The organism is Acinetobacter sp. ANC 4470, assembly GCF_002135335.1.
Classification (GTDB): Bacteria; Pseudomonadota; Gammaproteobacteria; order Pseudomonadales; family Moraxellaceae; genus Acinetobacter.
On the sequence record NZ_NEGC01000002.1, the window covers coordinates 213,819 to 236,231 of the forward strand.

General features: G+C 39.7%; 16 protein-coding genes, 4 tRNA genes and 1 pseudogene. 11 read left to right on the plus strand and 10 right to left on the minus strand.

From position 1 onward, the window contains the following. Positions 1 to 202 precede the first annotated feature (202 nt). From B9T25_RS04180 to B9T25_RS04215, 7 genes are all read left to right on the plus strand, one after another. Positions 203 to 3,640, plus strand: coding sequence for an Rne/Rng family ribonuclease (locus B9T25_RS04180; RefSeq protein ID WP_086187225.1), 3,438 nt, complete (start codon positions 203 to 205; stop codon positions 3,638 to 3,640). 173 nt (positions 3,641 to 3,813) lie between these two features. Beyond that, positions 3,814 to 5,655: a long-chain-acyl-CoA synthetase gene (locus B9T25_RS04185; RefSeq protein ID WP_086187226.1), complete on the plus strand. Its 1,842-nt coding sequence runs from the start codon at positions 3,814 to 3,816 to the stop codon at positions 5,653 to 5,655. A 186-nt stretch (positions 5,656 to 5,841) separates the two neighbouring features. Next, positions 5,842 to 5,917, plus strand: a tRNA-Lys gene (locus B9T25_RS04190). 22 nt (positions 5,918 to 5,939) lie between these two features. Beyond that, positions 5,940 to 6,015 (plus strand) — tRNA-Lys (locus B9T25_RS04195). A 57-nt stretch (positions 6,016 to 6,072) separates the two neighbouring features. Further along, a tRNA-Lys gene (locus B9T25_RS04200) sits at positions 6,073 to 6,148 on the plus strand. 154 nt (positions 6,149 to 6,302) lie between these two features. Continuing rightward, positions 6,303 to 6,378 (plus strand) — tRNA-Lys (locus tag B9T25_RS04205). A 491-nt stretch (positions 6,379 to 6,869) separates the two neighbouring features. Continuing rightward, on the plus strand, positions 6,870 to 7,145 hold the full coding sequence (locus tag B9T25_RS04215; protein ID WP_086187228.1) for a PspC domain-containing protein: 276 nt from the start codon (positions 6,870 to 6,872) through the stop codon (positions 7,143 to 7,145). A 65-nt stretch (positions 7,146 to 7,210) separates the two neighbouring features. Here B9T25_RS04215 and B9T25_RS04220 read toward each other — a convergent pair whose 3' ends face one another. Next, positions 7,211 to 8,314: an HPP family protein gene (locus B9T25_RS04220; protein WP_086187229.1), complete on the minus strand. Its 1,104-nt coding sequence runs from the start codon at positions 8,312 to 8,314 to the stop codon at positions 7,211 to 7,213. A gap of 194 nt (positions 8,315 to 8,508) precedes the next feature. Between B9T25_RS04220 and B9T25_RS14635 the strand changes: the two genes are divergently transcribed. The 4 genes from B9T25_RS14635 (at position 8,509) to B9T25_RS04240 (ending at position 14,705) form a co-directional block, all read left to right on the plus strand. After that, positions 8,509 to 10,128 (plus strand): hypothetical protein, encoded by a 1,620-nt coding sequence (locus B9T25_RS14635; protein WP_228146853.1) that lies wholly within the window; start codon positions 8,509 to 8,511, stop codon positions 10,126 to 10,128. Between the two features lie 68 nt (positions 10,129 to 10,196). Next, positions 10,197 to 11,180, plus strand: a complete 984-nt coding sequence (glyQ, locus tag B9T25_RS04230) for a glycine--tRNA ligase subunit alpha (protein WP_086187395.1) — start codon at positions 10,197 to 10,199, stop codon at positions 11,178 to 11,180. Continuing rightward, positions 11,180 to 13,249, plus strand: a complete 2,070-nt coding sequence (gene glyS, locus B9T25_RS04235) for a glycine--tRNA ligase subunit beta (RefSeq protein WP_086187230.1) — start codon at positions 11,180 to 11,182, stop codon at positions 13,247 to 13,249. The genes glyQ and glyS overlap by 1 nt, the downstream gene beginning before the upstream one ends. Before the next feature lie 358 nt (positions 13,250 to 13,607). Further along, the gene (locus B9T25_RS04240; protein ID WP_086187231.1) at positions 13,608 to 14,705 is read left to right on the plus strand and encodes a DUF1214 domain-containing protein; all 1,098 of its coding nucleotides are present in this window, start codon (positions 13,608 to 13,610) and stop codon (positions 14,703 to 14,705) included. Between the two features lie 128 nt (positions 14,706 to 14,833). Here the strand turns inward: B9T25_RS04240 and B9T25_RS14640 are convergent. From B9T25_RS14640 to B9T25_RS04280, 9 genes and pseudogenes are all read right to left on the minus strand, one after another. Further along, positions 14,834 to 14,929 (minus strand): annotated as a pseudogene (locus tag B9T25_RS14640) (IS1595 family transposase); the annotation flags it as partial. 96 nt (positions 14,930 to 15,025) lie between these two features. Then, positions 15,026 to 16,663 (minus strand): O-antigen ligase family protein, encoded by a 1,638-nt coding sequence (locus tag B9T25_RS04245; protein WP_086187232.1) that lies wholly within the window; start codon positions 16,661 to 16,663, stop codon positions 15,026 to 15,028. Between the two features lie 88 nt (positions 16,664 to 16,751). Beyond that, positions 16,752 to 17,486 carry a TfpX/TfpZ family type IV pilin accessory protein gene (gene tfpZ, locus B9T25_RS04250; RefSeq protein ID WP_086187233.1) on the minus strand — a complete coding sequence of 245 codons (735 nt, stop codon included), beginning with the start codon at positions 17,484 to 17,486 and terminating at the stop codon, positions 16,752 to 16,754. 39 nt (positions 17,487 to 17,525) lie between these two features. Next, positions 17,526 to 18,056 carry a pilin gene (locus B9T25_RS04255; RefSeq protein WP_086187234.1) on the minus strand — a complete coding sequence of 177 codons (531 nt, stop codon included), beginning with the start codon at positions 18,054 to 18,056 and terminating at the stop codon, positions 17,526 to 17,528. 204 nt (positions 18,057 to 18,260) lie between these two features. Further along, positions 18,261 to 18,806 (minus strand): pilin, encoded by a 546-nt coding sequence (locus tag B9T25_RS04260; RefSeq protein WP_086187235.1) that lies wholly within the window; start codon positions 18,804 to 18,806, stop codon positions 18,261 to 18,263. 206 nt (positions 18,807 to 19,012) lie between these two features. After that, positions 19,013 to 19,573, minus strand: coding sequence for a TPM domain-containing protein (locus B9T25_RS04265; RefSeq protein ID WP_086187236.1), 561 nt, complete (start codon positions 19,571 to 19,573; stop codon positions 19,013 to 19,015). Further along, positions 19,567 to 20,601: a TPM domain-containing protein gene (locus B9T25_RS04270; protein WP_086187396.1), complete on the minus strand. Its 1,035-nt coding sequence runs from the start codon at positions 20,599 to 20,601 to the stop codon at positions 19,567 to 19,569. The genes B9T25_RS04265 and B9T25_RS04270 overlap by 7 nt, the downstream gene beginning before the upstream one ends. 67 nt (positions 20,602 to 20,668) lie before the next feature. Beyond that, positions 20,669 to 21,259 carry a LemA family protein gene (locus B9T25_RS04275; protein ID WP_086187237.1) on the minus strand — a complete coding sequence of 197 codons (591 nt, stop codon included), beginning with the start codon at positions 21,257 to 21,259 and terminating at the stop codon, positions 20,669 to 20,671. Between the two features lie 157 nt (positions 21,260 to 21,416). Beyond that, a complete protein-coding gene (locus tag B9T25_RS04280; RefSeq protein ID WP_086187238.1) occupies positions 21,417 to 22,301 on the minus strand; it encodes a metal-dependent hydrolase in 885 nt (294 codons plus the stop codon). Positions 22,302 to 22,413 lie beyond the last annotated feature (112 nt).

The window sequence follows — 22,413 nt, forward strand, 5'->3', positions numbered from 1 at the left end:
AGGTGACTTTAATCGTTTAAAGATTGAAGCCGTATTGTCATCATCAATACGTGAATCAAAAACCGAAGCCCAACAAAAAAGGCCGGTAAAAAAGCTCAGACCACAGGTATCATTTTGAGATCTGAGTGTTGATCCGTAATATGTGATGTTCGCTACGTGAATAGCGATGTTTTGTTGTGTATCACTATTAGGTGTTATACCCATGAAACGTATGTTGATTAATGCAACACATGCCGAAGAGATTCGCGTTGCACTTGTCACGGGTCAGCGTCTTTACGATTTTGATTTAGAAAATCGTACCCGTGAACAAAAAAAATCCAATATCTATAAAGGTCACGTGACTCGCGTTGAGCCTTCATTAGAAGCTGTTTTTGTTGAGTATGGTGCAGGTCGTCAAGGCTTCCTCTCTATGCGTGAAATCGCAAATTCATACTACAAAGCAGATCCACGTCAAACTTCAAATATCCGTGAATTGATCACTGAAGGCACTGAGCTTTTGGTTCAAGTGGAAAAAGAAGAACGTGGTAATAAAGGCGCTGCCCTTTCTACCTTTATTTCACTGGCTGGACGTTATTTGGTACTTATGCCAAATAATCCAAAAGGTGGCGGTATTAGTCGTCAAATTTCAGGTTCAGTTCGTGAAGAATTGAAAGAAATGTTGGCGTCACTCAATACACCGCGTGGCATGAGCGTGATTGTTCGTACTGCAGGTATTGGTCGTTCTCAAGAAGAATTACAACTTGATTTACAGCACTTGCTAGACCTTTGGGCACAAATTCAAAGCACTGCAAGCTCTGGTCCATCACCGATGTTAGTTCATCAAGAAGCGGGTGTGGTAACACGTGCGATTCGTGACTATTTACGTGACGATGTTGCTGAAATTTTAATTGACTCTGAACAAGCCTATAACGAAGCGTATAACTTTGTTAAAGCCGTGATGCCACGTCAATTAGAAAAGTTAAAAACGTATACATTAAATGAGCCTTTATTTGCTCACTTCGGTATCGAAAGCCAAATTCAAACTGCTTATGAACGTGAAGTTAAACTTCCTTCTGGTGGTTCAATTGTCATCGACCAAACAGAAGCTTTAGTGTCTATCGACATTAACTCTGCGAAATCGACGCGTGGTCACGATGTTGAAGACACCGCTTTAAATACCAATTTAGAAGCAGCAGAAGAAATTGCGCGTCAACTGCGTTTACGTGATATCGGTGGTTTAGTGGTGATCGATTTTATCGACATGACCAAAGACCGTAACCAACGTATGGTTGAAGCAAAACTTCGCGAAGCAACGCAAAGCGACCGTGCCCGTATCCAATTCGGTCAATTGTCTCGTTTTGGCTTAATGGAGATGAGTCGTCAACGCTTACGTCCTTCTTTAGAAGAAGCGACGGGTTACGTTTGCCCACGCTGTCATGGCACAGGTATGGTGCGTGACTTACGCTCTCTTTCCCTTTCGATTATGCGTAAAGTGGAAGAAATTGCCCTGCGTGAACGTCATGGTGAAGTTCAAGTTGAAGTTCCTGTTGAAATTGCAGCATTCTTGTTGAATGAAAAGCGTCATAGCCTCATTTACCTAGAACAAACTTCAAATGTACGTGTGACTGTTTTACCACACCCACATTTAGAAACGCCGCATTACGAAATTACTTATAATGCCGAAGGCTTTGCCCCAACCAGCTATGAACGCACTGAAGCTACGCGTTCAAGCGAAAAAGAGTTGGGTTACGAATCGTCTGAATGGCATTTAGATGATGGACAACAAGCTCAAGCTGCACCGCAAGCTCAGCAACAAGACAACAAGCAACAACGTCGTCCACAACAAGTTGCTCAAGAAACACAGCAACAACAGCCAGCTCAAGTTGCGCCTGTTGCTCAAGCTTCAGCAAGCCCATGTGCATGGTTAGAAAACTTGTTTGTACAAAAGCAAGCGAAAACTGTTGATCAAGCACGTACTGCAAACAATGCTGCCGCAGCCATTGAACAAATGATCAATGGTGGTGCTGTAAGTCGTGGTCAATTTGGTCAAGTAGGTCAAGTTACAACGGCTGCACCTGTTCAAAGTGCACCAGTTGTGACTGCAAACAACAATGCTTACTTAACGCCAAATACGCCTGTGATACAGAAACAGGAACAGCGTGAAGTTGCCGATAAATATTCTGATAAAGAAGAAAAAACGCAACGTCACAATAAAAAGCGCGTTAACAAGCCGAAAGAGCAACGCGAACAAATTCAGCATGACAATCAACAAAACCAAGTGCATGAAGAAATTGTTCAAGTCTCTCGTCAGGAGCAACGTCAAGATCCGCGTCAGGAACAACGTCAAGATCCGCGTCAGGAACAACGTCAAGATCCGCGTGAAAACAAGCGCCCGACTCGACGTCCACATCCAGAACAACAAAATGCTGAAGTTCAACTCGAGCAAAATGCTGTTCCACGCCGTGACCGCAATCATCAGCAACGTCCAAACCGCCCAAATCGTCACCGCGATCAAAGCGTATTAAACGAACAAGCACCTCAACAAGCGGTTGCTGCCGCTCCTGTAGTGAATGAACAACAACCTAAAGTCGAAGTAATTGATACACCTCGTCAGGATGTTATGACCACTGCATTAGTGATTAATGTCGATCAAGCGAAGAGCGAAATCATCGCATTAAACTCGGCATCAGCTGTTGTTGAAGCACCTGTTGTACCAGCAACACCTGTCGCTGTGACAGAAACTGAAGTCGCGGTAACCGAAAAACCAGTGGTTGTGAAGGAAGAAAAGCCAGCAACAACAACTAAACCGCAAGAAGCACATAAACCACGCTCTGCTGATCGCCGTGCGAGTAACGACCCACGCATGCGTAGTCGCCAAAAACGTGACAATCAAGCGAAACAACAGGCTCCAGTGCCAAAGTTGAATCCATCACAGGTTCCAACCTTGGGGCAATATACGGTGGGCAGTTTAATTCGCCATGTGTATGGTGAGGATTGTTCAGTACTGATTGAACAGTTTGGTTTAATCCCAACATTCAATCGTGCATTGGTGAAATTCACTGAGCAATATGCTGCGACCATCGTGCATCAAGCAACTGAGGCAGAAGCACCAGTACAGCCTGTTACACGTGATGTTGCGGTAACCAAGGCAGCGCCAGAGGCTGAACCAGCAGCAGTATTGGACTTAATACCACCTACTGCTATTTCAGATAAGCGTGTTGCCAATGATCCACGTGAACGTCGTCGTTTAGCAAAACTTGCAGCGGAACAAGCTCTAGAGCAAACCAAGCAAACGCATAGTGAACCTGAAACAACCAAAGAAGTGGTTGAAGCAGTAGCGACCAAAAACGAACCTATTACAGAGCAAGTCGCTGTAATCGAAGACGTAGTGGTGGTGGATGAAGCAAAAGTGGCCGTTAAACCCGTCATTAAGGCTGAAAAACCTGCACCTGTTGCAAAAACAGTAGCGCCTAAGGCTGTTGAAGCAAAACCTGTACAAGCTGAAGCGCCTGTAGAAGTTGCTCAAGACGTACAGGCATTAGCAGAACCAAAAACCGATGCTAACAATGATGAAACTGAAGATGATGAAGACAAACCTATCCGTCCTCGTCGCCCTCGTGGTCGTCCACCAAAGAAAGTAATACCTGCAAACGAGTCATAATTCGCTCTAATGCAGCAAAATAAAAAAACCTAGTCATTTCGGTGACTAGGTTTTTTTTGTTATTTTGAGCAAATTAGGTTGATTGCTCTAGGGTTAAACCACTAAAAAGACAGCTGTATACATGAACGCAAACAAATAGACATACTGGATTATGAAAAATAAATAGGATTTTTATGAACTACAATACACAAAGTGATCTGATTGGTATTGCTGATGTCACAGCAAAGTTACCCAAATTTATCAGTAAAGTCCCGCATTTATTGAGTGGACTGAAACAAGCCTATTTACGCACACCCAATACACCCGCAGGCTTAGGCATTGCATTTGAAAAAGCCGTCAAGCGCAATCCTCAAGGGAATGCTTTATTATTTGAAGAGCAAAAATTTACCTATCAAGCACTTAATGAATGGGCAAACCAAATTGGGCACTTTTATTTGTCGCTTGGGGCACGTAAAGGTGATGTGATTGCCGTCATGGTGGAAAATCGCCCCGAACTGGTAGCTACCATTATTGCTTTAGCCAAAATTGGGGTCACCGCGGCTTTAGTCAACACCTCACAAACCAGTAAAGCATTAACGCATAGTATTAATCTCGTCAAACCTATCGCCATTATTATTGGTGAAGAATGCCGTGCCGCAGTAGACGAAATACGTCAAGACTTGCTCCTCAAAGAAGATCGCTTTCACTGGTTTGCAGATCAGGAAACTTTAGTTGATGCCGGTAAAACACCTAAAGGCTGGACAAATTTAGCAGAGAAAATTATTCACTTTCCTAAATTCAACACACCAACCACGCACAGTATTCAAGGTAAAGATGGTCTATTTTACATCTACACCTCAGGCACGACAGGTTTACCTAAAGCAGTTATTTTTACCCATAGCCGTTGGACGTTGGCATATGGTACCTACGGTCATATCTTGGCTTTAACAAACGATGATGTGATGTACTGCACCCTACCGCTTTACCATGCAACAGGTATTGTGGTCTGCTGGTGTGGTGTGATTGCAGGCAGTGCAACACTGGCCTTGCGACGTAAATTCTCAACTTCTGCTTTTTGGCAAGATGTCAAAAAATTTGATGCCTCTGCTATTGGCTATGTCGGGGAGTTATGCCGTTACCTCATAGATGCGCCAAGCTCTGAACTTGAACATGGACACCGTGTCAAAAAAATGATCGGCAATGGCATGCGCCCAAATATCTGGGACAAATTTAAACAACGTTTTGGTGTAGAAGAAGTTCTCGAGTTATATGCATCTAGCGAAGGCAATGTTGGTTTCAGCAACATTTTTAATTTTGATAATACAGTCGGCTTTTCCCCTACGCCTTATGCGATTATTGAATTTGATAAAGAAAGCAATACCCCTGTGAAAGATGCTAAAGGTTGGTGTAAGAAAGTCAAAAAGGGTGAAGTTGGCTTACTTGTGGGCAAAATTACCCGTCGTTCACCCTTTGATGGCTATACCGACCCTGAAAAAAACAAATCGGTCATGATGAAAGATGTCTTTACTCAGGGGGATTCTTTCTTTAATACAGGTGATTTGGTGCGTGATATTGGTTTTCGTCATGCTCAATTTGTTGACCGCTTAGGCGATACATTCCGCTGGAAAGGTGAAAATGTATCAACCACCGAAGTTGAAAATATAGTCAGTGAATATGAAAAAATTGCTGAAGCCGTGGTTTATGGAGTAGAAATTCCCAATACCAATGGTCGTGCTGGTATGGCAGCCATTACACTGGCAGATCATGCCGAATTTACCAAACAAGATTTACAGCAAATGGCAACTGAATTTAAAAAATGCTTGCCAGCATATGCGGTTCCTGTGTTCTTACGTGTTCAAGTACAAGTTGAAACCACAGGCACCTTTAAATACCAAAAAAACAAGTTAAAAGAACAAGCCTTTGATCCTAATAAAACAGACGAACGCTTGTTGGTTTTACTGCCAAATGCAACAGAATACTGTGATTTAACGGCTGAAATATTCAATAATATTCAAGCTTATCAATACCGTTTCTAATTCAAAAAGCATGTTTTTTGACTAGATATAGCAAATTTGTTGCATTTATAATCAAACGCCAACAAGTTTGCTATTTTTCACTTGCGCTCGTTTCATAACTTGCTACAATACGCCCATCAAAACGAAGTGGTGTTTAGAAAATATTTCTTGCACTACTCATTCAGGTCATACTTGAATGTTGGTTCAGGGTCGTTAGCTCAGCTGGTAGAGCAGCGGACTTTTAATCCGTTGGTCCCGCGTTCGAATCGCGGACGACCCACCACTTATTTTGATCACCTAGAGATGGGTCGTTAGCTCAGCTGGTAGAGCAGCGGACTTTTAATCCGTTGGTCCCGCGTTCGAATCGCGGACGACCCACCATCTTCTAAAAACTTCTACCATGAAGTTTTTTTAGCTTTTAAAGCACTCTTTTCAAATGGGTCGTTAGCTCAGCTGGTAGAGCAGCGGACTTTTAATCCGTTGGTCCCGCGTTCGAATCGCGGACGACCCACCATTTATTTCTTCAAATTTCTTTCTGTCTTCCTGACCAGAAATGAAACCTGAAAATCTTCTCAATACGATAACCCCTGACATTTCGGTCACTTTGCCATTATCGAAATTTTGCTTCATCTTGCACTTTATTTAAAAGCATGTTTTAAATAGGCTTAGGGTTGTTAGCTCAGCGGGTAGAGCAGTAGACTCTTAATTTATTGGTCGAGGGTTCGAGCCCCTCACAACCCACCAAACTGAATTAAAATAATTGCAAATCAATATCCCTAGCATAAAAAAACCTCCGCACTTGGAGGTTTTTGTCATCTGAATTTGATCATAGGCTTGATCTAACTGGTTCTTTCACTAAACGATACGCATGTTGAGGAAAAGCATTGCCCTGCGCAAAATATTGTCTATTCCGCTTAGTCTGATTAGAAATTTTAGCTAAATCCATGACCAAGCTTTGAGCTTGATCAATGTGATAAAAAAACGCTACCCCATTACCACGATGCAAAATAATTTGATGATGCTCTACGTCATCAGCTCCATGAGCTTGATGGTATTTAATTGATTTTTTTTAAATAGGTCTCTTTTATCTAATCACTCAATACAAACAAATGTCCAGTTACACAACTTAACTATTTTTCTAGTCGATAACCCTTTAAAAACTGATTTACATCACCATTTTATCAGTATGAATAAATTGTTTTAATTCATCTATTTTTAATTTTAAGGAGACTTAGATGGCCAATGTTGGCTTGTATCGCTCTAACCGCCAAAATATGGTTGCAGGTGTAATGGGGGGTATTGCTGAACGATTTGGTTGGAATGCAAATTTGCTTCGCATTATCTTCGTCATTGTTTCTCTAATGAGCGCTGCATTCCCAGGAATTTTGGTCTATTTGGTTTTATGGCTCATTATGCCTAAAAAACAGTTTCAAATAGATATCGATCCTGCTCAAGGCTATCAAAATCCCGTTCGTACGGTAAATCAAAATTTTAATGATCCATACCGTTAATCATTTTTAGTTTTCAGCTACGACTTTTCCCCAAAGAGTCGTAGCTTTTTTTTGTCTATATTTCGCTATGCGCTGACTTGATTCAGCTGTTGATTTAATGCCGCAATCATATCTGCACGACTAATAATACCCACCATTTTTTGATTTTCAACCACTGGAATATAATTAAATGAGCGTTCGACAAAATAAGGCACCAAATCTTGTATCGGTTGTTCTGGTTTTACTGTAACCACTTGACGCACCATAATATGTTTCACTTGATGCTCCCACGTCGTTCTCAGATCATTTGCACGTTTAAACCATTCCACTACTTCATATAAAGCCAGTGTTCCCACTAATTGCTGCTGAGCATCTAACACAGGTAAACTCATTAAATTCATATGTTTGAATTTATCCAAAGCCGAATGAATGTCATCCTGTTCATTTAAACCAATGACATCTTTGCTCATAATATCCTGGCACTTAAACTGACTCACTCCCCTCGCATTGGCTTTTTCTTGTGCAGCTAAAATAATTTTTTGTAAGTCATATTCACTAATATCTAAAAGCTCAGTTTGTTGATCCAAAGTGGCTTGAATATCTTGCGGTTGAATAGTGACTTTTTGTGTGGGCGTTGGATCTTTGGAGCGCTGATTGACTTGTGCAACTTGCGGATATTGTTTTCCCAGCATGCGATTAAATATAATTGCAATCGCCAATAATAAAATAGAATTCAATAAAACTGGATAAAAAATAAAATGATAACCCAGTTGATGTACAGCTTCCCCACCCAATACAGCGGTAATCGCTATTGCACCACTTGGTGGATGCAGTGAATCTGTCGTCATCATTAATACGATAGAAAGCCCGACGGCAACACTAAAGGCTTCGGTTAAATTTGGGATATACATTGCACAGGTCACACCAATAACACCTGCAATAGTGTTACCAACCACCATATTCCACGGCTGTGCCAACGGACTAGCAGGTACGGCAAATAACAATACCGATGATGCCCCCATGGGCGCGATATACCATGCGTTAATATCACCCAACACCAACCAACTGATCAATGATGAAAGTAGTAGCCCTAACAATGCACCGATACCGCACAGTAAGCGCTCTTTTAACGGAAGAATTTTAAAGTTGGGTTTTAAGATATTGAGCCATCTAAGTTGTGAATGAAACACAGTATGCCTTTGGTTATTGTGGAATTGATTTACAAATTATAGAATGATGAAACAATAAGGTGTATTTATTTTCTATCTTAAATTTATCAATTCATTTGTCGTCCTCATTTTAAAATAACTTAGATTCAATAAAATATTTTGATAAACATTGGCTTAAGATTAATATAAAGCAACTTTATAACTTCAAGAAAAAAATGGAACAAAATCGCGAAGAATTACTCAAGCATTTAGCTGCCTCCCTTAAAGATGCCAAAGAAGATGGTGGTGCTATTCTCCTTGTTGGTGCAGGTAATTCTGTTTCAGCAGGTATACCACCTGCTCAAAAACTGATGAAAATCGCGATTGAAAACTTTCCAAATTATTTTACCGAAGAAGAACAAAAGCTTGCTAAAGAAGATTTAAGCCAACTTCAATACAATGACATTATGACCAAACTATCGAATGTCAAACGTAAAGAGTTATTCAAATGGTTTATTGAAGGAAATGAAGATAAAGGAATAGAAAAGGCAAAACTCAACTTTGCTCATATCGCAATTGCAGAGTTATTAAAACAAGGCTATTTCAGCAGAATACTCACTGTTAATTTTGACCCTCTATTAATCCATGCTTGTTATATGGTTGGTATGTATCCATTCCCTGCAATTTATGATTTAGGTGCAATGGGTAAGGTGAATGCCGAGCTGTTACATGATCCAAGTATCGTCTATTTAAATGGTCAACATGTTGGCTTTGTCCAGCGTAATACTACTGATCAACTAGAGGCTCATAAAGAAACACTAAGCCAAATCGTTCGTTCAACTGGTTGTTCTAAAACTTGGGTCGTAGCTGGTTATAGTGGAGAAAACGACCCTCTTATGGATGCCTTAAACGAGTTACGTCCATATAACAATTGGCTGTATTGGTTGGAATATAGCAATCAAGTTTTACAGAAAGAAAGTCACAATTTCTTAGAAAATGATGAAGAATGTAAAGTCATTTATCAGTGTGATGCTGATGAAACATTCATGAATATCTCTTATTTGCTTGATTGCAGTTTAGATTTTATTGAGCGACCATATAAGGAATTAGAAATGTATCTAGAGGAAATTAGATTTGAAACATCGAAAACCTCTCAACATAGATATACTGCTAAAATTAAAAAATATATAGAAATATTAGAAACTAATACAGCTATTAGCCAATTTAAACATGCTGATCAAGTAGACATGCTATTGGCTTATCTAGAAGACCTCATTGCTAACAAAATACCCTCTCCTCATGAAGAGAACTTAAAAAAAATAATAGAAGTTTGTGAAAGAATATCGCAATTATCACCCGATCACGATGCTACATATTGGTATTGGGGCGACGCTTTATTTGCTACGGCAAAATTAGAAGGAATAGACAAAAATGAATTTCTTGAAGAAGCTGAAATAAAGTATCAGCTATCCATTGAGAAAGATATCTCAGAGGATATTAATATTAAAGCTAGGAAACTTTATGAGCTTTACAGATATCAGCACTCTCTAACTAATGACGAAACTACAAAAAATGATTTGCTAAAAAAAGCTTTAGCAAGTCTAAATCTATGTACAGAATTATCCTTAGAAAAAGCAAAAGTTTACTCATTACTAAATGAACCAAAATTAGCGGTGAGTCACTTGAATAAAATCAAATATAAAAATAAGAACACTTCTATACTTGGAAGTCTTTTATCATTCTTCAACTATTCAATAGAAGATGTGATAAGTGATGAAGATTTTCATCCAATTAAGAATCATCCCGATTTTCAGCATTGGGTAGAGCAAAAGCAGAAGGAAAGTATAAGTGCATAACCTTTGCCACACCTTCGCAAAAACCTTATAATTGAGCACAATTTTTCTCTAATTTTAAGTGGATGACCATGAGTCGCGCCATATCGCATATTGATACCTTCCAAGGCTTAATTCTTGCCTTACAAAATTACTGGGCTGAACAAGGTTGTGTCATCCTGCAACCTTACGACATGGAAATGGGCGCAGGTACATTCCACACAGCAACTTTCCTTCGTGCCTTAGGGCCTGAAACGTGGAACGCGGCTTATGTACAACCTTCACGTCGTCCTAAAGATGGTCGTTATGGTGAAAACCCGAACCGTTTGCAACACTACTACCAATTCCAAGTGGTACTTAAGCCAAACCCAGACAACATCCAACAACTATATTTAGATTCTTTAAAAGCCATTGGTATTGATACTCTTGTTCATGACATTCGTTTTGTTGAAGACAACTGGGAATCTCCAACATTAGGTGCTTGGGGCTTAGGTTGGGAAGTTTGGCTCAACGGTATGGAAGTAACTCAATTCACTTACTTCCAACAAGTGGGTGGTGTTGAATGCTACCCAGTGACAGGCGAAATCACCTACGGTCTTGAACGTCTTGCCATGTACTTGCAAGGTGTCGATTCTGTTTACGATTTGGTTTGGACTAAAGGTCAATTCGGTACTGTGACTTACGGTGACGTATTCCATCAAAATGAAGTTGAGCAATCAACTTATAACTTTGAATATGCCAACGTCGAAAAAATGTTTGAACTATTCGATTTTTACGAAGCAGAAGCGACACGCTTGATTGAAGCTGAACTTCCACTGCCTGCCTATGAACAAGTGATTAAAGCATCACATAGCTTTAACTTGCTTGATGCACGTGGTGCAATTTCAGTGACTGAACGTCAGCGTTATATTTTACGTGTACGTACTTTGGCGCGTTCAATCGCACAAAGTTATGTGGCTGCACGTGCGAAGCTAGGCTTCCCGATGGCTGAACCTAAATTACGTGATGAAGTTTTGGCGCAGTTAAAAGCACAAGTTGAAGCAGAAGCGAAAGAAGCAAACAAGGAGAGCAAATAATGTCTAAACATACAGTATTGTTCGAACTTGGCTGTGAAGAACTTCCACCTAAAAGCCTCAAAAAATTACGTGATGCACTACAAGCTGAAACGGTAAAAGGCTTAAAAGATGCAGGTCTTGCATTCGACTCAATCGAAGCTTATGCAGCGCCACGTCGTTTGGCACTTAAAATTGTGAATGTCGATGGCGCGCAGCCTGATACACAAAAACGCTTTGACGGCCCTGCAAAACAAGCGGCTTTTGATGCGGAAGGCAAACCAACTAAAGCTTTAGAAGGCTTTATGCGTGGTCAAGGCATTACTGCGGATCAAGTCACCACTTTCCAAGCAGGTAAAGTTGAAAAAGTGTGCTTCTTGAAAGATGTTAAAGGTCAAAGCCTTGACGTTTTATTGCCACAAATTTTACAAGCAGCTTTGGATAACCTCCCAATTGCAAAACGTATGCGTTCAGCGGCAAGCCGTACTGAATTTGTCCGTCCTGTAAAATGGATGGTATTGCTCAAAGACAATGATGTGATTGAAGCCACTATTCAAGACCATAAAGCAGGCAATGTGACTTATGGTCATCGTTTCCATGCCCCTGAAGCGATTACTTTGGTTCATGCAGATGAATATCTTGCCAAGTTAAAAGCGGCTTATGTGGTTGCTGACTTTGCAGAACGCCAAGCAATCATTGACCAACAAGTCAAAGCGTTGGCTGATGAAGTCAATGCGATTGCGATTGTACCAAGCGACCTGCGTGATGAAGTGACCGCATTGGTAGAATGGCCTGTTGCGCTACGTGCCAGTTTTGAAGAACGCTTCCTTGCCGTACCACAAGAAGCTTTGATCACCACGATGCAAGACAACCAAAAGTATTTTTGCTTGGTCAATAGCGATCATAAATTACAGCCTTATTTCATTACTGTTTCAAATATTGAGTCTAAAGATCCGATTCAAATTATTGAAGGCAATGAAAAAGTAGTTCGTCCACGTTTGTCAGATGCTGAATTTTTCTTCTTACAAGATCAAAAGCAACCGCTAGCATCGCGTAAAGAAAAACTTGCAAACATGGTGTTCCAAGCACAATTGGGTACGTTGTGGGATAAATCACAACGTATTGCAAAATTGGCTATGGCTTTATCAAGCATCACGGGCGCAACGGCAGCTGATGCTGAAAAAGCAGCACTACTTGCTAAATGCGACTTAACCTCTGAATTGGTCGGTGAATTCCCTGAACTTCAAGGCATTGCAGGTACGTATTACGCACGCATTGAAGGCGAAAATCATGAAGTGGCTGAAGCTTTAGGTGAGCAATATTTACCTAAATTTGCAGGCGATGTTTTACCGCAAACCAAAACAGGCACAACCATTGCCCTTGCCGACCGTTTAGACACGCTCACGGGTATTTTTGGTATTGGTCAAGCACCAACAGGTTCGAAAGATCCGTTTGCCTTACGTCGTTCTGCCATTGGTATTTTACGTTTGGTGACTGAGAACAATCTTGATGTGTCGATTGAAGATTTAATCAAGCTTGCATTAAACGCTTATGGCGATGTTGTAGCAGATCACGCGAAGACTTTAGCGGATGCTGTTGCATTTCTTGAAGGTCGTTACCGTGCCAAGTATGAAGACCAAGGTGTTGCAGTTGATGTGATTCAAGCAGTTCAAGCATTGTCGCCAAAATCACCTTTAGATTTTGACAAGCGTGTTACTGCGGTAAATCACTTCCGTGCATTACCTGAAGCTGCTGCACTTGCTGCTGCAAATAAGCGTGTTGCCAATATTCTTGCCAAAGAAGCTGCACCAACGGGCGCAGTGGTTGAAGCAAACTTGGTTGAAGATGCTGAAAAAGCATTATTCGCTGTACTTGCTAAAATTACACCTGAAGTTGAACCATTATTTGCTGCGAAGGATTACACTACTGCATTGTCTAAGCTTGCTGCTTTACGTGCGCCTGTGGATGCATTCTTTGAAGGTGTAATGGTCATGGCAGATGATGCAGAATTGAAAGCCAACCGCTTACGTTTATTGGCTCAATTACGTGGCTTATTTACCAGTGTGGCGGATATTTCTGTACTTCAACACTAACACCAAGATATAGCTGAATTTAAAAACCCGCTTTAAAGCGGGTTTTTTATAGCTTTAAATTATTCATAAATTAAGCATGAAAAAGCAGAAAAATATATATCTTCATTTCTTTATAACTCAGCAAAATTGATTATTTAATAAAAGAAAATCTCTCTCCTAAACCAAAGATCAAGTCATTCAACCTGCAATTACTCCGACGACTAGCTTAAATGGCTTAGCCAGTGAAGATCAAATTAATGCTGAAAAACAAGCATTAGAGTTTATAAATCTTGCAGAAGCTCAAGAAGCTTTAAAATTAAAAGCACAAGATTTACTACAAATTGCAAAAAATAATCATACCCCAATTGATAACTATAATATGACGCTCTTAAATCAAGCGGCACAGGAAAGTGCTTTTGCAAGTGCTCTCTCTATTTTTAATAGTGATCGAAATAATGAAAAAATTATTTCTACGTTAGCTGCCGCCCACTCATGGTTCGGTTTAAATACACTGGGTTCACGTACAGTATTTGATAATCCAGATACGACTTATCGGAGTATCCCGCTTGATCCAAATGTGAGTTATGTCATTAAAGCAGCGGCGAACAGCAAAATTCCTTTAGACGTCAATTTTTCCTTATGGGATCAAAATAACCAAACGTTATCAAACCTTGCTACCAGTGATTTAAAAAGAAATAAAGATGGTTCATTTGAAATTTATCTCAGTAAAAAATCAGCCCCATCAAATTATTTAAATTATATTGAATTAAAAGAAAATGGCTCATCCCTCTTTATTCGAAACACAATTAGCGACTGGCAAAATCAGCAGTTTGATAAACTCAGCATCGTGCGTGCAGATGGATCTCAACGCACTGTGACCGTAAGTAAAGAAGTACAGAAAAATCGTTTTCTTTCGAGCTTGACAAGTGCGGGGCCTGCTTATCAATATTATTATCAACTTTCCAATACACCTGTAGTTAATACCCTTCCAGAGATTACATTAGGGGGAGCACAGGGTCGTTTGTCAACACAAGCAGCAACCTATAGTCCTTTTAATATTGCCGACGATGAAGCTTTAATTTTTACAACAACACTTGCCGATGCGAACTATTTTATTCTGCCTGTTTATAATCAGTGGTTTATCACAACTGACTATATCAATAAAACACAAAGCTTAAATAACACCCAGTCTGTAGCAAATGTAGATGGTAGTTATACGTATGTCATTTCGAAAAAAGATCCGGGGATTTATAACTGGGTGAATACCGATGGTTTGAATCGAGGTTATTTAAACCCACGCTGGCAAGGTCTATCAGGTCAATCGGATCAGCCTTTACCAACAGCGGCTTTAAAATTAGTAAAACTGGCTGATTTGAAAAATGAATTACCTACAGGCACAAAATTTGTGACAATGCAGGAACGCGAGCAACAACTCAAAATACGTAAACAAAGTTATGATTTACGTTATACACCATAATAATTAGCCTCAAAAAAGCCGAATAGTATCGAATATTATTCGGCTTTTTATCTAATCTTTTAGGACTAGACACTTGTGTGGTTTGCTTGAGCTAAAAATAAGATTTTTCGGACTGTACTCAATAAGGTCTAAATGCCAACGCAAAATCGCAAAATTTTTAATTGTTGTTTTAGACGATCATCATCAAATCTAAACTTACATTCTTCTAAAAACAAGCGATAAGACGCCGTCGCGTATAACTAAAAAGTTAAGGGCTTTATTTCTAAAACCCTTAACTAAAATGGTATTAAATCAATTAACTGGCTGTTTTGCAGTTAATATTATTTTTTAGAAATGGGTTGGGCTAATGACGCATAATCCAGATCCATTTTTCCTAATTTTTTAAGTAGCCAAAGCTGATGCCTTGCTTCTTTTTCATGACCATTAAAAGCCAGTACTTTGGCATATTTAATCAGATCATATTTGGTCGGATAATTTAAAACAATTTCCCGAATTTCGTTCAATTCCTGCTGATTAAGCGTTGTATATGGACTCATACGAATCCATGCAATCCGTCGATCAAATTCTTCAAGCAAATAAATGGGTTTTTGATTGGTTATTTTTTCAGATGTTTTTTCATAACGTATCGCTTGATTGAGCTTTGCAGTGACAACAGTATAATCTCGAATAATCAATCCCAATAACAGCAGTGACACAACATAAACCACACGCATATAATGCGGTGAAAGCGTAATGGTCTTGATATTCGCTTGCTGCGATTGTACCAGCCCCAGAATAAAGCCCACAGGAAGCAAGAAATAAGCATAATATTGTGGGAATTCGAGCATGGCATGAACCAGCACTGCCCCAATCATTAAAATACCGATCACGGACTCCACTGAATTGACATGCTTATTGAGCTGACAACCCCAATAACCAAAATATGCCAAAAATGGAATTCCAATCAGTAAGCCATTCCACAATACAAAATCAAGAATAAAATTATGTGCGCTACGTATCCAGACTGGCCCCTGAAAATGATCACTAACCAAGGTATAAGCAACACTGGTTTGATTCCAACCATAGCCCCACCAAGGACGATCTAAAATGGCATGCAGCATTTGTTCCCAAATGGCTAATCGGGACATATCCCCTGTTGCGCGCTCAGCAGCCGTTTTGGTTTGAGCAATGTCTACGCCTGTGATCTGTCCAATCCATTGCGTAACCGCAGGTAATAGCGCAATTAAACCGATAAAGAGCGCAAGCCATGCCAGCGTGTAATACCACTTAAGTGTAATCAGTCCTTTATATTGCTGATAAGCGCCGTAAACAAGAATACACAAACACGCCACCCAAGAAGTACGAGACTGGCTCAGTGCCACGGCAAAGATCAAGATAAATGCACAAAGACTAAGAACCCATGTTTTTATTTTTTGTTTTTCATATAAATATAAGCTAGCCAGTAACGACATGATCAAAAATGTCGCCATGTTATTTGGTTGAGCAAAGTTTGCATATGGGCGCACAGCATTTTGCATATTCACCATGCCCGGAATATGGGCATCTAGAGTTAACCACTGGCAAATGGCGATGATGCCCGTCAATGTTCCTGACAAGAGTACAACCGTGCTAAAACCAATAAAAATATTTTCTCTGTCGATTTTACTTTGGGTCAGGTTATATCCCAACACGCTGCAAAGCCAAAATCCGAAAACAAAGAGTGAACAAAGTAAGGCTTTGTCCAAGAAGAAGAGTTCACCGCCAAAATATTGCAATAGAGGCACGCCAGTCAAAAACAATAAAGGCAAACTGATAACAGGTAACTTAATCTTGTCTTTTAAATAAAGGGCAGCAAGGGCAAACAGCGATAAAAAGGCAAATAGCTCACCTGTATACGTCACCCACGGGCGGTAATGGATAGGCAAAAGCCAGCCAAGGGCAATGAATACACTGGCTAAAAGCAATAAGAAAAATTTCATGATTGAATCAGTGAAAATAGAATGGGCCTATAGTAATAAAAAAGCAGATTAAATGATAATCTGCTTTTCTTACATCGTTCTTAATGATTTAGTGCCATGAGCGTAAATCTACAATTTTAACGACATTCGCCTTTTGATCTATTAAAACGGTCATATCTACTGCACTGGCTTTCATCGGTAAAAAAGCACTTGCCTGTGGATATTTTGCTAAGATTTTTTCTACATCGGTTTTGTTATTATACTGCTGTAATAATTCAATTTTTTGTTCGCGTTTTTGCATTTGTTTTTTTGCTTTGTTGAGTTCAACATAACGCTCTGGACGTTGTGCAATCGAAATACCAGATCCTATCTCGGCAAACATTTCTTTATTTCTCTGCTTTGGATCTTTTGCAAATTCAGCAGCCACAAACTGCGGTTTAAACCAAGATACCTGCTTAAATTGTGATTGAATCTGCTCAGGATTTTCCATCACAATTTCATTATTCTTAATTAACTCAAAACGATCAACATTGTAGACTAACCATGCTGGACGACCATCTGCAATCTGATAAAGCCCGTACCCCAACGCTATAACTTGGATAAGAATAATCACGGTCAAATCAAATTTCAGTGACTTTTTACCTTCTTTATAAACCAACCAAGTAAAAAACGGACCTAAAACAATATCAATCCCCAGCATCATCAGGAAAATATGAGTAACACCTACCGCTTTATTTAATGGGAATGGATACCAACAAAAGAACACAATACCAGCAGCAACGACAGCCACGCATATAGAAATAATTAAATGTGCAGTAACAAACTTAAATTTTGCTGTTTTCATGCTTTACCTTAAAACACCGTTTAGTTTATATTTTTTCGACTAACGACAAGTTGATGGAACAAATTTAGGTTGTATTGTACCTAAAGTCGCTCCAATCATTCCCATAACTTTAGCTGTTTCTTGCGTTTTAGACGAACAAGCCCAATCGACAATACCCGTACTTCCTGCTGTCAATGCTGTTTGTAATGGTACGATGGTCGTTGCATTGACTCGAATAAAAGGACTAAGCATTAGTGTATTTTCTGTAGGAGCAACACCAATCATAGAAGCCTTAAATGTAATTGTAATCTCTCCAGTCTGACCATCTGTTAATACACTCGCGACGTATTTACTGGTTGCACCTTTATTCGTAGCTTGATCATTCCAAGCCTGTGCAACACGCTGCAAATCCCCAGCAGACACAATCGCTTCTGCAGCCATCGCAGCTTTTGCACTACTCGCCAAAGTTACGCCTTCCAAAACCCGTGCTCGTATGCTGTAATCTTGATAAGCAGGTAAAGCAATGGCAGCAAGCACACCTATGATTGCGACAACCAGCATGAGTTCAATTAAAGTAAATCCGCGTTGCATAATTCTGCCCCCTGTGCCTATATCGTTATTCTTATTCTCTTTTCAAAAACCATACCAATATTTAAACAAATATATTTCAATCACTTATAGTTAATTATTAATTTATTAAGGCAAAATTTGTCACTTATTCACATTTTTATATACAAAGTGCGAATTTAAACACAAAAAAAACAGCCCAAAGGCTGCTTTCTTTTTAACTCAATATTAACGGCATTGAGATGGCGCATACTTAGCTTCTAACAAACCTGTAGCAGCACCAGTTAAACCTTGAGCTGTAGCAGTAGCATTATTTTTAGAAGCACAAGCCCAATCTACTGAACCCGTTGTACCATCAACCAAAGCTGTTTTCAAAGCTACAGGTGCTGTAACTCCAGCTGCACCACCAACTTGAACATACGGACTTAATACTAAAGTATCCGCACCTGCTTTAATACCTACGGTAGCATCATTATATAAAATAGTAATTACACCAGTATCAGCCACTGCTTTTACTGATTTAACATACTTACTTTGTGCACCATTAGTACCAGCTTGTGCATTCCAAGTATCGACTGCAACCTTAAGATCAACAGCCGTAGGAGCACCAGCAACCTGCTTTTGTACATCACCAGCAATTGTTAAACCTTCCGTAATACGGGTACGAATGGTGTAGTCTTGGTATGCAGGAAGTGCAATTGCAGCCAAAATACCGATAATCGCTACAACGATCATTAATTCAATAAGAGTAAAACCCTTTTGTATAGATTTCATAACATTCTCCACAAATGTTTATTGTTTATTTATAAGCTTTATAAACTTATTTAGCTTATTTTATGTTTAGCACTAAATGTGCCAAAAGTGATTATAATAAAATTAACAGAAAAAACAGCACTTTAAAAAAATAAAATTGTTACAGTGTGGTTCTAATGTTTTTTTTGGTAAAAAAATGACATTTTTTGTCACTTAAACACCATTTTCTAGCCCAATATAATGGGATGATTACTCAATTCATTTTGTTGATCTGCTATTGAATCTGTATAAAACTCCATTAATACTTCACCTATGCTAAATACACCGTTGATCACAGCTGCTTTATATTGCTGCGCTGCCAATTGTGTAATCATATTTTGACAAATTCCATCCCAAACCACTTGTTCAGTCGCTTGTTGAATGCCACGGTCAATCACAATTTCAACTTTTCGCTCACATAAGTTTAAATATAGCAGCACACCGCTATTAAACTCGGTATCCCAAACACCCAGTTCAGCAAAAAGCTGTCGTGCACGCATACGGGTCGTTTGGTTATACGCTTGATTTGATGGTATATAACCTTCTATGACGACCTGAATTTCTCCAATGTGCCCGTGTTCTGCTTCAGTTACAGCTTGAGCAATTGCTTGCTGATCTTGTTTAGAAAAATAACGCTTCGCAGCAGGCATATATAGAAAATGCTTGAGCCAACGCTTAAAGCTCGGCTGAGCAACTTCTTCAATTTTAGGCTGTGTGACAATTTCTGTCGTATCTGTTGTTGTTACCATGAGCCTGATGCTCCTCCCCCGCCAAAACCACCGCCACCACCGCTATATCCACCGCCACCAAAACCACCACCGCCTCTGCCACCACGTCCACCAGAGGAAGCTAAAAACAGCTGAAATATCGTTTGCGCAATCGCAGTAATCAATAAAAAGAAAATCCCACCACCAATCAACAAACTGGTAACTAAACCTGCACCATTGACCAAACCTGCGACTGTGCCTGCAACCGCAGCAGTTGAAGCACTTAAGCGTTTACCCACAACAAAAGAAGCCACTATGCCTGCAATCAATATGAATAATGCCGTACTCAAAGTTTTCTCTTTGGCTTGTTGTTCGTGTAAAGCCTGTGCTTGGCGTTCTTTGAGTTCCTCTGCGGCTTGTGCGGCCACGTCAGGGTCCATATTTAAAATACGTTCAATTTCTGCTAAACCAGCATCAATACCTTGTACATATTGGGCTTGCTTAAAATAAGGCGTGATTTGATTGCGAATAATACGACTGGCGACAATATCGGGTAAAACACCTTCTAAGCCATAACCGGTTAGAATTTGAATACGCCGATCATTCACCGCAATTGCCATGAGCAAACCATTGTCTTGTTTTGCTGAACCCAATTGCCATTTTTCTGCAATGCGCATGGCAAAATCAAAAATATCTTCTTGCCCCGTAGTGGGCACAATCACCACACCAATTTGCGCTTTACCTTCTTGATGTAATTTAATGATCCGCTGACTTAAGGCTTGTTTTTCACTCGCAGAAAGTAAATTTGCCTGATCAACCACGGGATCATTAAGTGTGGGCAATCCACGAATAGATTCGCCATCTGCCATATCATTGGCAATTTTTGGTTGTTGTAGTGGTGTTTCGGTATTGCCCTGTATTGACGTTTTATTTTGCGCTGCCTGTTGTTGATCTTTTACAATTTTGCCTAGTACCACCGCTTCAGCAGTGTCATCCGTCGCTGTGGCAACTTCGCTCCATGTGACTGAACAGATCAACATGCTGCAACACAATAACAAGGCTTGCAGCATGCTTATAGGGGAAATGTATTTTTTATCAAAATCAGACATCGGCACTTCCTATTCAATCATGCATGGCTTAATCGAAGGATACTTTCGGTGTATTTTGTGCACCTTGTTCAGCACTAAAATTTGGTTTGGTATCCATGCCAATAACTTTGGCAGTCATGACTTGAGGGAACTGACGCACATATGAATTGTAGTCTTGCACCGTAGTAATGTAACGATTACGTGCCACAGCAATACGGTTTTCAGTACCTTCTAACTGAACTTGTAAATCACGGAATTGTTCATTGGCTTTTAAGTCTGGATAGTTTTCAGAAACTGCAATTAAACGTGATAATGCACTGGTCATTTGAGCCTGTGCTTGTTGATATTTTTCAAATAATACTGGATCTTCTAATACTTCTTTATCGACTTTTAAACCTGCGACATTGGCACGTGCTTGCGTTACTTCTGTGAGAACTTGTTCTTCATGTTTGGCATAACCTTTGACCACATTGACCAAATTCGGTACAAGGTCTGCACGGCGTTGATATTGGTTTTGTACTTCAGACCACGATGCAGTGACTGCTTCGTCTTTCACCTGTAAAGTATTATAGCCACAACCCGATAATGTTAAAGTACTGGCAAGCGCGATAGCGACTAAACTTTTTTTCATGGAATTCATCAATTTCTATCCTCTTCTATATTTCTTTGTATTTGTTTGAATATTTTTATTGTAAACATATTTATACAAAGTTTTGTTTAATTTCAGTATTTCAAATGAGCAATAAAAAAAGGGAAAATATCACTATTCACCCTTTTTATTTTATCCATTTCAGTTATTAACTCAGTAAAACTGGCTTCAATTCATTTTGAAAACTTTCCACTTGATAGTCTTCTGCTAAACGCTGCTTCCAATAACTGACCAGTTTTGTATAGTCAATTTCCGAAGGGTGAAAATCACTTTTAAAATAAGATAAGTATTCTGGTGCAAGCTGCAGAAACATTTTTCCGAGTAAGTAAAATCCGAAAATATTCCCGCCTACTTTCGGCAAACTTTTTTTCTTGTCTTGTAAAAACAATCGCGTTGCTGAATACAGCGTTAAGCTGGCAAAACCTGTTGTTACACTGCGCATAATCATACGTCGGATTTTATCATCACCATATACCGCCTGATAAACATCAAAAGCAACAGCCCGATGCTCTATTTCTTCAATGGCGTGCCAAACCCAAAGTTTTGCAGCATCCTCATCTAAGGTCGCTAAAACTTCTGGATGCCGTAAAATATAACCACCGAGTAATGCAGTAAAATGCTCAAAAGCACAGGTAATCGCGAGTTGAATTTTAGGATGTAGATTTTTGACATAGTCATCTTTCCGCGCTAGCCATGCTTGAAAACGATCTAAATTATAATCATCACTGCGCCAAGCTGCGTTAAATTCAGCATGCGCTTTGGAGTGCATGGCTTCTTGTCCAATAAATGCTGCGATTTGCGCTTGTAGATTTTCATCTTTTACTTTATCCCGCACATTTCTTACGCTATGGACAAAAAATTGTTCGCCAATAGGAAAAGTCGAAGAAAGTGCAGTGAGTACATGTGACATGACAGGAGAATTGGCAAAATAATGCCGACGAATTGCCTGAGGATTAAATTGTAAACGTCGCACTGTAATGCCAACGGCTTTAGGACGATTTTGATATGATTTTTCTGCCGCCACGGTGCTCATAAAGTAATCCAGTCAAAATAGACAATGGATTTTAGTATGCGAAGTTAGTCACACTTGTTATATGGCAAAAGCGCTTACTCAATTTGCCAAAAGATACAACATGATCAGCGGC

Bases quoted from the DNA above. Each gene is read 5' to 3' on its own strand.
- B9T25_RS04180 (WP_086187225.1), top strand. From the start codon at position 203: ATGAAACGTATGTTGATTAATGCAACACATGCCGAAGAGATTCGCGTT.
- B9T25_RS04185 (WP_086187226.1), top strand. From the start codon at position 3,814: ATGAACTACAATACACAAAGTGATCTGATTGGTATTGCTGATGTCACA.
- B9T25_RS04215 (WP_086187228.1), top strand. From the start codon at position 6,870: ATGGCCAATGTTGGCTTGTATCGCTCTAACCGCCAAAATATGGTTGCA.
- B9T25_RS14635 (WP_228146853.1), top strand. From the start codon at position 8,509: ATGGAACAAAATCGCGAAGAATTACTCAAGCATTTAGCTGCCTCCCTT.
- glyQ (WP_086187395.1), top strand. From the start codon at position 10,197: ATGAGTCGCGCCATATCGCATATTGATACCTTCCAAGGCTTAATTCTT.
- glyS (WP_086187230.1), top strand. From the start codon at position 11,180: ATGTCTAAACATACAGTATTGTTCGAACTTGGCTGTGAAGAACTTCCA.
- B9T25_RS04240 (WP_086187231.1), top strand. From the start codon at position 13,608: ATGACGCTCTTAAATCAAGCGGCACAGGAAAGTGCTTTTGCAAGTGCT.
- B9T25_RS04245 (WP_086187232.1), bottom strand. From the start codon at position 16,663: ATGAAATTTTTCTTATTGCTTTTAGCCAGTGTATTCATTGCCCTTGGC.
- tfpZ (WP_086187233.1), bottom strand. From the start codon at position 17,486: ATGAAAACAGCAAAATTTAAGTTTGTTACTGCACATTTAATTATTTCT.
- B9T25_RS04255 (WP_086187234.1), bottom strand. From the start codon at position 18,056: ATGCAACGCGGATTTACTTTAATTGAACTCATGCTGGTTGTCGCAATC.
- B9T25_RS04260 (WP_086187235.1), bottom strand. From the start codon at position 18,806: ATGAAATCTATACAAAAGGGTTTTACTCTTATTGAATTAATGATCGTT.
- B9T25_RS04265 (WP_086187236.1), bottom strand. From the start codon at position 19,573: ATGGTAACAACAACAGATACGACAGAAATTGTCACACAGCCTAAAATT.
- B9T25_RS04270 (WP_086187396.1), bottom strand. From the start codon at position 20,601: ATGCTGCAAGCCTTGTTATTGTGTTGCAGCATGTTGATCTGTTCAGTC.
- B9T25_RS04275 (WP_086187237.1), bottom strand. From the start codon at position 21,259: ATGAATTCCATGAAAAAAAGTTTAGTCGCTATCGCGCTTGCCAGTACT.
- B9T25_RS04280 (WP_086187238.1), bottom strand. From the start codon at position 22,301: ATGAGCACCGTGGCGGCAGAAAAATCATATCAAAATCGTCCTAAAGCC.